The 11,939-nt window shown below is 54.8% G+C and carries 11 protein-coding genes and 1 pseudogene; 3 read left to right on the forward strand and 9 right to left on the reverse strand.

What is annotated here, in order from left to right:
* Window positions 1-275: 275 nt before the first annotated feature.
* Both ACHHV8_RS28610 and adh read right to left on the reverse strand, forming a co-directional pair.
* The gene (locus ACHHV8_RS28610) at window positions 276-641 is read right to left on the reverse strand and encodes a DUF779 domain-containing protein (RefSeq protein WP_395162716.1); all 366 of its coding nucleotides are present in this window, start codon (window positions 639-641) and stop codon (window positions 276-278) included.
* A gap of 18 nt (window positions 642-659) precedes the next feature.
* A complete protein-coding gene (gene adh / locus ACHHV8_RS28615; protein WP_395162717.1) occupies window positions 660-2,180 on the reverse strand; it encodes an aldehyde dehydrogenase in 1,521 nt (506 codons plus the stop codon).
* 439 nt (window positions 2,181-2,619) lie between these two features.
* On the opposite strand from adh, the pseudogene ACHHV8_RS28620 reads away from it, so the two are divergent.
* A pseudogene (locus tag ACHHV8_RS28620) lies at window positions 2,620-2,922 on the forward strand (sigma-54-dependent Fis family transcriptional regulator); the annotation flags it as partial.
* Between the two features lie 14 nt (window positions 2,923-2,936).
* On the opposite strand, the gene ACHHV8_RS28625 reads toward ACHHV8_RS28620, so the two are convergent.
* Complete coding sequence (locus ACHHV8_RS28625) at window positions 2,937-3,176, reverse strand: hypothetical protein (protein ID WP_395163708.1); 240 nt, start codon at window positions 3,174-3,176, stop codon at window positions 2,937-2,939.
* A 9-nt stretch (window positions 3,177-3,185) separates the two neighbouring features.
* Here ACHHV8_RS28625 and ACHHV8_RS28630 point away from each other — a divergent pair, with 9 nt between their 5' ends.
* The gene (locus ACHHV8_RS28630) at window positions 3,186-4,217 is read left to right on the forward strand and encodes a sigma-54 interaction domain-containing protein (protein ID WP_395162718.1); all 1,032 of its coding nucleotides are present in this window, start codon (window positions 3,186-3,188) and stop codon (window positions 4,215-4,217) included.
* 206 nt (window positions 4,218-4,423) lie between these two features.
* On the opposite strand, the gene ACHHV8_RS28635 is transcribed toward ACHHV8_RS28630, so the two are convergent.
* Window positions 4,424-5,380, reverse strand: a complete 957-nt coding sequence (locus ACHHV8_RS28635) for a 3'-5' exoribonuclease YhaM family protein (RefSeq protein WP_395162719.1) — start codon at window positions 5,378-5,380, stop codon at window positions 4,424-4,426.
* Between the two features lie 212 nt (window positions 5,381-5,592).
* Here ACHHV8_RS28635 and ACHHV8_RS28640 point away from each other — a divergent pair, with 212 nt between their 5' ends.
* Entirely contained in the window at window positions 5,593-6,267 is a 675-nt protein-coding gene (locus ACHHV8_RS28640) for an MBL fold metallo-hydrolase (protein ID WP_395162720.1), read from the forward strand.
* 118 nt (window positions 6,268-6,385) lie between these two features.
* Here the strand turns inward: ACHHV8_RS28640 and ACHHV8_RS28645 are convergent, their stop codons facing one another.
* The 5 genes from ACHHV8_RS28645 to ACHHV8_RS28665 form a co-directional block, all read right to left on the reverse strand.
* Window positions 6,386-6,877, reverse strand: a complete 492-nt coding sequence (locus tag ACHHV8_RS28645) for a hypothetical protein (protein ID WP_395162721.1) — start codon at window positions 6,875-6,877, stop codon at window positions 6,386-6,388.
* Window positions 6,878-7,106: 229 nt separating this feature from the next.
* A complete protein-coding gene (katA, locus tag ACHHV8_RS28650; RefSeq protein ID WP_395162722.1) occupies window positions 7,107-8,561 on the reverse strand; it encodes a catalase KatA in 1,455 nt (484 codons plus the stop codon).
* 178 nt (window positions 8,562-8,739) lie between these two features.
* On the reverse strand, window positions 8,740-9,066 hold the full coding sequence (locus tag ACHHV8_RS28655; RefSeq protein WP_395162723.1) for a hypothetical protein: 327 nt from the start codon (window positions 9,064-9,066) through the stop codon (window positions 8,740-8,742).
* A gap of 36 nt (window positions 9,067-9,102) precedes the next feature.
* Complete coding sequence (locus ACHHV8_RS28660) at window positions 9,103-9,246, reverse strand: hypothetical protein (RefSeq protein WP_395162724.1); 144 nt, start codon at window positions 9,244-9,246, stop codon at window positions 9,103-9,105.
* An 86-nt stretch (window positions 9,247-9,332) separates the two neighbouring features.
* Window positions 9,333-11,741, reverse strand: coding sequence for a hypothetical protein (locus ACHHV8_RS28665; RefSeq protein ID WP_395162725.1), 2,409 nt, complete (start codon window positions 11,739-11,741; stop codon window positions 9,333-9,335).
* Window positions 11,742-11,939 lie beyond the last annotated feature (198 nt).

Raw genomic sequence — 11,939 nt, forward strand, 5'->3', positions numbered from 1 at the left:
AGAAGAAGCGTTGCCTCTCCGCATTCCATCTTGCGGGGCAGACTGCGCTTCTTCTTTTGTAACAATAGCCATTGTATTAACTGCAGGCCGTGTAAAAAAGCCGCTATAACTAGCAGAGCTTATGGCATCTGAATCTGGAAACGTTCTGTACAGGCCCCAAGGGCCGGAGGAACAATCCGTCCGTGCAGTGAAAGCTTGTTCAGCGTCTTCTGCATAAGAGGGCCGGCCTGATCTTGAATGAAGAAGCAGAGTCCGTGAGCTGCTGGGCGGAAGCCTTACAGTCCAAGCGCTTTCAGCTCTTCTTCGGTAAACACCCGGGAACGGGTCAAAAACCGTTTTCCTTCGGGCCCCTCCAGCGAGAACATCCCGCCCCGTCCGGGAACGACATCGATAATCAGCTGGGTAAACTTCCAATAATCGTACTGCGCCTGGCTCATATAAAAGGGAGCGCCGCCAATCTCGCCCAGCAGCACGTCGCTGTCTCCGACGATGAAGTCGCCCAGCGGATAGCACATCGGAGAGCTGCCGTCGCAGCAGCCTCCGGACTGGTGAAACATCACCGGGCCATACTTGCTCTGCAGGAAGGCAATCAGCTCCAGGGCGGCAGCGGTGGCAAGAACCTTAATAACCTCGTTCGGCATCCTTTGCGGTCCCGCCTCTTAGAAAAAGCCCAGCGCATCAGGGCTGTAGCTGATGAGCAGGTTTTTCGTCTGCTGGTAATGCGACAGCATCATCCGGTGATTTTCCCGGCCGATCCCCGAAGTCTTATAGCCGCCGAATGCCGCGTGGGCAGGATAGGCATGGTAGCAGTTGGTCCACACGCGTCCGGCCTCAATGCCCCGGCCCAGCCGGTAAGCCGTGTTGATGTCGCGGGTCCACAGCCCCGCGCCCAGACCGTACAGCGTGTCGTTCGCAATCGCAAGCGCATCCTCGGCATCCTTAAATGTGGTGACTGAGACGACCGGACCGAAAATTTCCTCCTGGAAAATGCGCATTTTGTTATGCCCCTTCAGCACGGTAGGCTGAATGTAATAGCCTTCGGCAAGATCGCCACCGAGCTGCGCGCGCCCTCCGCCGGTCAGGCATTCCGCTCCCTCCTGCTGTCCGATATGAATGTAGCTCAAAATTTTCTCCACCTGCTCAGTGGAGGCCTGTGCACCGATCATCGTCTCCGTATCCAGCGGATTCCCCTGTTTGATCAAAGCGACCCGCTTCAACGCCCGCTCCATGAACGCATCGTAGATCGATTCCTGAATGATCGCACGTGAAGGGCATGTGCACACTTCGCCCTGATTCAGCGCGAACAGCACGAAGCCCTCGATCGCCTTATTGAAGAAGGCGTCGTCCTTCGCCATCACATCCTCAAAGAACAGGTTCGGCGATTTGCCGCCCAGCTCCAGCGTGACGGGGATAATATTCTGCGAAGCGTACTGCATGATGAGACGGCCGGTCGTCGTTTCGCCGGTAAAGGCGATTTTGGCGATGCGGCTGCTGGAAGCAAGCGGCTTGCCGGCTTCGAGACCGAATCCGTTCACGATATTCAGCACGCCCGGCGGCAGCAGGTCCTGAATCAGCTCCGCCAGCACCAGAATGGATGACGGCGTCTGCTCCGCCGGCTTCAAGACGACGCAGTTGCCCGTCGCCAAAGCGGGAGCAAGCTTCCAGGTCGCCATCAGCAGTGGGAAGTTCCACGGGATGATCTGCCCGACGACACCCAGCGGCTCGTGGAAATGATAGGCCACGGTATCGTTATCCAGCTGGCTTAAAGCCCCTTCCTGCGCCCGGATGCATCCGGCGAAATACCGGAAATGATCGACCGCCAGCGGCAGGTCGGCAGCCAGCGTTTCCCGGACCGGCTTGCCGTTGTCCCATGTCTCGGCAACCGCCAGTATTTCCAGGTTCGCCTCGATCCGGTCCGCAATTTTATTCAGAATAAGCGCACGTTCCGCAACGGAGGTGCGTCCCCACGCCTCCTTGGCCGTATGTGCCGCATCCAGCGCCAACTCTACGTCTTCCGCCGTAGAGCGGGGCACTTCGCAGAAGGGGCGGTTATTCACCGGCGAAACATTTTCAAAATATTGGCCTTGAACAGGAGCCACCCACTGGCCGCCAATAAAGTTTTCATACCGCTTTTTGAACGTTACCTTTGCTTCCTGGGTTCCCGGTTGCGCATAAATCATCGTGGAACAGCCTCCTTTGAACTTGGAAAAATGATGGGATGCCTTGCTACAAATAATTAAGTAAGCAAAAATCGTGCCAATTTTCCGAACCGCACCCTGCCTATCATTTTTGGAAGCGTTTTATATTCGTTGTCTCTTTATGGAACAGCCTGACTGTTTCATTTTGGTACATCCTGTTCGCATCTTATGAAGAATCCGGAAGTTTATGGTATCATGAACATACGCTGCCTTTTGCGCAAATATGGAGGTGTTCAAGTTGTCATCTCTGGATTTCATCAACCTGTCCCAAGCGATGGAGAATTCTTGGAAGCGTTGTCACAACTACGGACTGAAGCCTACCGACGCGGTGAACGATCATGTTCTGACCGGAAGCTCCATGCGTGAAATCGTCGATCAGCATGAACCGCTTATTCAACATACGGATCATTTATTTGCCAAAATGCATCATCTCATTAAACAATCCGGGCAGGTCGCGCTGCTGATCGACGCCCAAGGCAACATTATTCACGCCGTCGGCGACCCGGATTTCACGAGCCGGGCCCAGCGCGTCCAGCTGCAGGTCGGAGCCAATTGGGAGGAACGGAGAAAAGGAACGAACGCCATCGGTCTGGCGCTTACCGAGAAAGTGCCTGTCCGCGTCCATGCCGATGAACACTTTTATGCATCCAATCGCTTTCTCACCTGCGCCTCCTCCCCCGTGTTCAGCCCCACCGGCGAATTGATCGCCGTCATCAACATCAGCGGGAAGCATGAGCATTACCATGAATCGACCTGGATGATGGCCTGCCTGGCGGCGGAATCGCTGCAGAACCGGCTGCTGCTGGAGGAAGCCCGGAAGGAGCAGCTGATCACCTTAAAGGAGCTCGATCTGACCGCGCAAAAGGTTCCGATGCCGCTCATCTCGCTGGACCGCGACAACCGCATCGTCAGGGCCAACCAGGCCGCGCTTCGCGTCGTCGGCAAGGATGCGATCGGCAAGCCTTTTGCGGGGTCCAAGGCTTCGCCGTGGAAACCATCCACGATGCCGAGCGCAAGGTATGGCGCTCCGTCGCCGTGCAGAAGCAGCCCGAGAAGCTTGACCGCGGGCAGCGGCTGTACACCTTCGAGGACGTGTTCGGCACCTGCCCCCAGCTGCTGCAAAGGAAGGAGCTGGCCCGCAAGGCCGCTCAAACCTCCTTCTCCGTCCTGCTGCTGGGCGAGAGCGGCACGGGTAAAGAGCGGTTCGCGCAGGCGATTCACTCGGCCAGCTCCCGAGCGGACCGGCCGTTCATCGCGGTCAACTGCAGCGCCATCCCCGACAGCCTGGTCGAGAGCGAGCTGTTCGGCTACGAACGCGGCGCTTTTACCGGAGCCAACCGCGAAGGCAGCATCGGCAAGTTTGAGGCCGCCCACGGCGGAACGATCTTTTTGGATGAAATCGGCGACATGTCGCTGCGGGCGCAGGCCGCTCTGCTGAGAGTTCTTCAGGAGCATACCGTCACCCCGGTAGGCAGCACGCGGAGCAGGCGGATCGATGTCCGTATCATCGCAGCCACGCACCGGAATTTAACGGAGGAAGTCAGAGCCGCCCGCTTCCGCGCCGATTTGTATTACAGGCTGAAGGGCATTCAGCTTACGCTGCCGCCGCTCAGGGAACGCAGCGATCTGCCGGCCCTTGCGCTGCATCTGCTGCAAGAGCACGGCTACGGCTGCGAAGCCTTTACCGAAGCGGCGCTGCACAAGCTGCTCGGGTACCGTTGGCCGGGCAATATCCGCGAGCTGAACAGCGTGCTGGTACAGGCCGTTTTTCTGGCGGACGGCGAGCCGATCGACGCTAAGCATCTTCAGCTGGAGGAGGAGCCGGCATCGTCCTCCGGCATGGCGCAGCTGAGGGAGAGGCCCGCCGCCGCGGTTTCCTTAAAGGAAGCCGAGGTCGAAGCGATCAAGCAGGCGCTGCGCGCGAGCGGCGGCAACCTGAGCAAGGCCGCGGGACTGCTGCAGATCGGCCGGACGACGCTGTATCGGAAGATCGAGGAGTACGGCATCGTCCCTTTTTAGCGGAGCAGCTGCAATGAGGCCGTCCCAGAAGCCGATTATTCATTTCTAATCCTCGCTTGGATTCGAATAGTAGTAAAAAGACGCTTCCAGCCCCGCTTATAGCGGTTTTGGAAGCGTCTCGCTTTATATTTTGGAACCGGGAACCGGCACCAGCGATGTTATTCTTTGGGGCCGGTCTCGTTTCATTTTGCAGCCAGCCTGCTTGCCTACAGCTTCGTCCGATAGATCGGTTTATTCTCCAGCCCCCGGATCGCAGGAGTCCACGGCTCCGTCGCTGGGGTCGTGTCGAGCGCATCCTCGACCATTTGCAGCTTCGCATCCAAGGAGTCGATATAGTGCAGAGCCACCGCTTCCGCCGTCTGCGGCTGCACAGGGCTTCCCCACTCCCCAAGGTTGTGATGGGACAGCACCAGATGCTGCAGCGCGATGACCCGGTCCGAATCCAGATCAATCCCGTTCGCAATAGCAGCTTCCGTAATCCAGTTAGACGCCATTGAGATATGGCCCAGAAGCTTGCCTTTGAGACTGTAATCGGACACGATGCCCAGCTGGGCGGTCATTTCCTCCGGCTTCGCAATATCGTGCAGAATAATGCCGGCTTTGATCAGATCTGCATTCAGAAACGGCCGCTGCTTGCAGAGAAACTCCCCGAGCTCCAGCATGCGCACCATATGGTAAGCCAATCCCGCGTAGTACGCGTGATGGTGGGTTTTGGCGGCAGGATAATGCATCAGCCTCTCCTCGACCTTCTCCACGCAAAAAGCAACGATCATCTGGATTTCCACATCGGTGATGCTTTCCATCACCTGCTTGATCGTATAGATCAAATCGACCGGACGGATAGGCGCCGAGCGAATAAAATCAGTCAAGGAAACGCCGTCCTCCGGAGTCGCCTTGCGGAGCCGTAGAATCTTGATCTGCAGCCTCTCCCTGTACGTCTGCACCGTCCCTTTTACCTTAACAAGCCCCATCGGGAAAAAGGTTTCTTTATCCGTCGGACTCACGTCCCAGTACTTTGCCGGAAGCTGCCCGCTGGCATCGCACAGCACGATATCGAAATAATCTTTGGGCGGAGAGCCGTTCGTCTGCTTCAGCTCCAATTCCTTCAATAAATAAAAGCCCGTAAATTCGTCCTGGTTTGTTAATGTATTGATTAAACTCATTATCCGATTCCCCCATTTTGCCAAACAAAAGAACAAGCGAATACATAAAATGAATCCTTGCCGTTCCCTTCAGTATAGCTTATGAACGAACATCGGAAAAGACTTAGACCGGCAGTTCCCCTCCCCGCACAGGATTTGAACTTGTATGCCGCAAAGCTTACAATAAGTAAGCGGGCAAATCCGCGAATTCATGTTGAGAGGACGATTGGCTCATGACCGCAACTCCGGTAATTAAAGCATTGCGTTGGGAAATGAATAGGGGCGCCAGCCCATTCGTGGTACACGCGACACTGCTGCGGGACGATAAAGACGTTATTCTTGTAGACACGGGCATTCCCGGCCAGCTGGAGCTGATTAAGCAGTCGCTCGAGCAAGAAGGCGTGTGGGAGCAGTTGACGAAGATCATCATTACCCATCAGGATCTGGACCACATCGGCAGCCTGCCGGAGCTTGTCCAAGCGACGGACGGACGGGTGGAGGTAATAGCCCATGAATTAGCCAAGCCCTATATCCTCGGAGAAACGCCTATCATTAAGCGGGGCGTACTCGCCACGCCTTCCAAAGTGGACACGACCGTTCAGGACGGAGACCTGCTTCCTTATTGCGGCGGCATCCAGGTTGTTTTTACACCGGGTCATACGCCGGACCACATCTGTTTATACCACCGGCCGAGCCGGACGCTGATTTCCGGAGACGCCCTGACCTCCCATGAAGGCGTACTTATGCCGCCGGATGCGAATTTCACTCCGGATATGCCTGCTGCCCTGAAATCGGTGGCCAAGCTCCAGGAACTGGATATCGACACCATTATTACATACCATGGAGGCGTTGTGACGGAGCAAATTCCGGAACGGCTGGCCGCCATTGCCGCAGGTTCAGGGGCTTAACCGGGAACTGGCAAACTGGCCGGAAGCGTTGGTGCAAAGACGCCTGAAAACAAACAGGGATACCGGAGCCTTCTTGTTCCGTTATCCCTGTTTTATTTTGCTTCCACATCCGTTTCGCTCAATGGTAGCTCACTTCGCATTTCGCCCCCAGCGGAATCAGCTCATGGAGGTATTGGGAGATTCGCGCCTGGTCCGTAGGGTGAACCCACGTGATGGCATGAAAATCAAAATAAATCGTGCCCGTCGCATGGTCGTACTGATTGAAGCTGAGCCGGCCGTACGGAAACAGCCCGTTGATGGAATCCATAATCATCTGCTGATCCAATCCCCGGTGCAGGGCGGATTTAAGAATGGCATCGGGCAGCTCTTCGTTCTTCGGCACCTTATCGGGCTGGACCATGTTGTACGTTTTAACGGTGAAACAGGCATACGGATGCAAATAATCCGAGGCAAACTGCTTCAGGCGGCGGATGTCTTTCTCCGGTAATTGGAGATCCTCGTCCCAAGCATAAATGGTCGCTTTATTCACGCCTTCCGTATGAACTCTGACATACCTTAACTGCGGAAACCTTTTTTTAATCAGCTGCTCCGATAATAAACGGGTTCTCATGTTCGTCACCTCGCGGTATCCTATTAGGTCACACGGCTTGCCATTTTTTGTTAACGCTTTCAATAATTTATTATATGAAACGTTGACATGGAGCATGACGGGCAAACGCCCCATTTTAGCGGTTGCCCGTCAAGAAGGGCTGGTATCTGCAGCAGCTCCTCTGCACCCTGTGATATAAAAAGGCAGCCGACCTCGCGGGACAAGGCAGCTGCCTCCTGCTATGCTCATCTCACGGCTTCGGAACCGGCAGGCCCAGCCCTTTCGCCACCCTCGTGCCGTAATCGGGATCCGCTTTATAGAAATGCGCGATCTGTTTAAGCTTGATCTCTTCCTTCTCGACCGGCTTCATCGCTTCGACGATCGTCGCAACAAGGCGGGATCGCTCATCCTCGCTCAGCAGACGGTATAGATCTCCAGGCTGCGTATAATGATCGTCGCGATCGTACGCCACACTATCCGCCTGTCCCGATACTTCGTACGCCGCAGGCTTGTTCTCCGGCGTCTCTGCTGGCCCTCCATAGCTGTTCGGTTCGTAATAAACGGAGGCCCCGCCGTTCGTATCAAAGCGCATCTGACCGTCCCGCTGATAGTTGTTCACCTCGCTGCGCGGACGGTTGATCGGCAGCGATTGATGGTTCGCGCCAACCCGGTACCGGTGCGCATCATGGTAGGCGAACAGGCGTCCCTGCAGCATTTTATCCGGAGAGACGTCAATGCCCGGCACGAGCGTTCCGGGAGAAAACGTCGCCTGCTCCACTTCGGCGAAATAATTTTCGGGGTTGCGGTCGAGTACCATCCGCCCCACCTCGATTAAAGGGTAATCCTTCTGCGACCATACCTTGGTGACGTCGAAGGGATCGAACCGGTACGTATCCGCATCCTCCAAAGGCATGATCTGCACACAGAGCGTCCAGGCCGGATAATCGCCCGCTTCAATCGCGTTAAACAAGTCCTCCGTGTGGTAATCGGGGTTTTCCCCCGCGAGCTGGGCCGCCGCCTCCGGCGCAAGATTACGAATGCCCTGCTCCGTTTTGAAATGGTATTTCACCCACACGCCTTCACCGGACGCATTGACCCACTTGAACGTATGGCTTCCGAAGCCGTGCATATGCCGGTATGTGGCCGGAATGCCCCGATCCGACATAAGGATGGTCACCTGATGCAGCGATTCGGGAGACAGGGACCAGAAATCCCAGATGGCGTTCGGATTTTTCAGATGGGTCTGCGGATGACGTTTCTGCGTATGAATGAAGTCCGGAAATTTGATGGTATCCCGAATGAAGAATACCGGCGTATTGTTCCCAACGAGATCGTAATTCCCTTCCTCCGTATAAAATTTCACCGCAAAGCCGCGCGGATCGCGCACCGTATCGGCCGAGCCGCTCTCTCCCGCTACGGTCGAGAACCGGACAAACAGCGGCGTTCTTTTGCCAACCTCGGACAAAAAGCCCGCTTTCGTATACTTCGTCACGTCGTTAGTCACTTCAAAATACCCGTGCGCCCCCGCTCCCTTCGCATGCACGACACGCTCCGGGACGCGTTCACGGTTGAAGTGCGCCAGCTTCTCCAGCAGGTGCACGTCCTGAATAAGCGTAGGCCCCCGCGATCCCGCGGTTACCGAGTTCTGGTTGTCGCCAACAGGAGCGCCCCAGCCGGTGGTCAGCTTCTTTTTCTCTGTGTCCATAAATAATCACCTCGCCGATAGAATAAGAGCTTTGCAAATTAAAGCGCTGTCATTTTAAGAATTACAAACAGCGCCTGATTCACCTTGCTACATATGTATTCCCGCAGCCAGCCGATCATGTATAGATAATATGGAAAAAAATAACTCCGCCGCAGAAGCTGCAGCAGAGCCATGGAATTTAAAAATGATGGATCGTGCCATCGTTAAAGCCGTTGTGGTCCAGATCGACCAGCACATCCTGCCGGTCCGGCATGCCGTCATGATCCAGATCGAAGAACGCATCAGCCGCATCCGGAAAACCGTTATGATCGAGGTCGATTGTCAGATCGTGGCTGTCCGGCACGCCATTGTGATTCATGTCGAACAGCACGTCCGCATGGTCCGGCATCCCGTTGTGGTCCAGATCCGAAGCAGAATCGTACAGATCCGGAATACCGTTATGATTCATATCCAGGAATGCGTCAGTTTGCTGCCATCCTTCGGGGCGGAACGGATTGTTTAACATTCAGACTGCTCCTTTATCATTTAATGAAATAAACCATTAAGAGTCCAAATTGTTCGCCGGATCGCCGTCCGGGTTGCTCTGCTCATAGCCGCCGCCTTCTTCCAGCGTCCTGTCGTGCGAGGTATCGCCGTCCCCGTCGCGCCAATAGCCCTCGACGAAGGTGCCCATCCTCTTTCTCATAGCCTTCCACTTCGTGCGGCTCGACAAAATGGGTTTCCGGCGCTGCGGCATCGCTCCCTTGTGCCTCCCCGGGTTCCTCGAACAGATCATCGATATAGTGAAACGGATTGCGAAACATCTAACCCTACCTCCTGTCGGATCGAAGAAATATGAACCTCGTTAAGCTGGGACGCTCCATGCACCTTTTCAATCAGCTCATGTCTATTGACGGCCACGGAGTCATCGATTGGCATTTGCTTGTACGTATAATACTGTGCAAGCCTCTCAAGCAGCGCCTGTTTGACCGACGGTTCCTCTATGCCCGGCTTATAGGCGGAAGCTACCTGACGCATCATCTCATACATCGCCCGGTTGCATTCCGCAATGTAATAGGGATAAACGGTTTTCATCATATGGTCGAAGCCGTCCAATGCCTTGTGCAAATAAAAATCCATTCGATGCTTTTCATTCTTAAGGCGGATTTCCTCCTGCATCTTCATATCGCCCTTCATAAAATAAGCTTGAATCGCCATAAAGCCTGCCGGCAGCAGCAATGGAGGAAAGAGCAGACCCGCCGTTCCCAGTCCGGCTGCTGCGACATACCGTTTATTCGCTTTGGCGTCAATATATTTGTCCATCTCCACTTTCGGAATGATGGCGAAGGAAACCGCGGAAAGCGCGTTCTCTATTTCGTTCAGGCTTCTGCGGAGCTGGCTGGCAATGCCGATCATCCGCTGCTGAAACTGCTTGTACGGACGCTCGCTCAAGGCGATTCCCGCCTGCTCCAGCAGCTTGCGGTCCTCCTGCTCCAGCAGTGCCGGCAGGTAGATCGAGATAAGATCCATTCGTTTCTTTTGCGCCTGAATCCCGTGGTATAACAGGTTGATTAAACCGGTGCTCCGCTGCTCCGCGCTTTGCTTCATCGTATGAAGCTCCCGAATGCCTTCACTCAAAGTGATAAGCTGACCGAACAGCTGATAGAGCGTAAAATCGTTGGCCATCCGCCCCCAGCTTAAGAAAAGCTGCTTGCCTTGGAGCTGAGGCAGAAGCGGAGACTTCTTGTACAGGTACGATCGCTGAATGACCCCCTGTACCTCTGCGTAAGGAATGTACAGCTCCACTTTGTCTTGATCGGTATCCAGCCGTACTTTCGCAAAAGGGGAAGGCATCCCCGGCTCGACAATGGAAATCCCGTTTAGCTCCGTATGGGCGAACGTCTGAAGCCGGCTGTCCGCCGATTGGTATATTGAAAGCTCCTCACGGGTATGGTCAAAATAAAACGGCTGCAAATTGGCAAGGTGTCCCACCTTGGCCTCATCCGCTTGCTTCCTCGGCACTCGCTTGCCGACGGCCGAATCTGACAGCTTCACCCCGCTGTTCAGCGCAAGCAGCGCGATTTGCTGCCGCTTGTGCAGAAAAAACCATTTCCGGTCATCCGTTACGGACTCAAGCTCTCCATAAGGGATCTCCTTCGTTAAACGCATCGAATCGGCAATCTGGAAGCGAAGCGTATCCTTCGAAGCGAGCAAGTCAACGGCTGCTCCCTCATAGCGCTTCCCGTCCCAAACGCCGTACAGCTTACCGGCATCCGGCCATGCTGAACAGCCGGCTTGGACATACCGCTTTTGAATAAAGGCTTGGGCCTGCTCCTGCAGCAGCTTGACGCGAAGCGGAGTCGTCCCCTTGACAGCAAGAAGCTGATGCGACTCCGGCGCGTAATAGAAAGCATCCGTTTCTCTTGAGAGCTCTCCCACTACCTGCATATCGGTCTCATTTACAAAACGCAGACGGTTTTCCTCGGCTGCCAGCGTCAAAGAAACGTCCTCGTACTTGACATTATTCATCGTGCCGCTTACACGAACTGGAAACAACGCAGCCTTCTCCCCAACAAGCTCCGATACCTTGGGCGTATGCTGATGCGACTCAACCAGCTGCTTCAGCACGCTGATATAGGGCAGGAACAGGTGCAGTTCCTGCACTTCCTTGCCGCCAATCTCGAAGATTCCGCTAAAACCGGCCATACAATTCGGATCGATGGACAAATCCTTAATTCGGCGAAACGGAATTTCCGAGCCGCCCAGCAGCACAGCCTCCGGCTTGAGCCGAAGCTCAGCGAATGTATATAAGCCCATTGCATCCCGCATATAGCAGCGATACGGTGCGGCAGACGGGATTCTAAACATCGATTTCTTTGTTTTGGAGAACAGGGTAATGAATTCGGACGGCCTCATCGTGAAGGAAAAGGTCAACCGGCTGTAGCCGGCTTCATTCGTCAGCTCAGCCGAATATTTATCCAAGGTCACCTTCACGCCTAAGTCGGCTCCCTCATAAATTTCCACCTGCTCATTCCCGAACAAGCCTCCCGTATCATGGGCAAGAATGCGGCCTTGGTTCGTAATATAAAGGGTGTGCGTCCCTACAACGGATTGATCGGGCAGTGTAAAGCCTCCGGCTCGGGAATAGACACATTCTTCCTGCGGGCGCAGCTTGGATTGTACAGCTCTAATAACAACCATGGCGGCTCTCCTTGATGTCATGATATAACATTGCACCGTTCTCTCTCGATCCCGGATAGTGCTAAAGGACTATGTCCTCTACAGCTATATTATACATTATTTTCCTTGGAAGGTAAGCGGCATTAATTATTTTTCACATGAAGGATGCGCGGGATAAAGCAGCTACGCTGTAGATCAGAGAATCGTCCGGTGCGCACG

Origin of the sequence: Paenibacillus sp. TAB_01, from assembly GCF_043945595.1 — a bacterium.
Taxonomy (GTDB): Bacteria; Bacillota; Bacilli; order Paenibacillales; family NBRC-103111; genus Paenibacillus_S.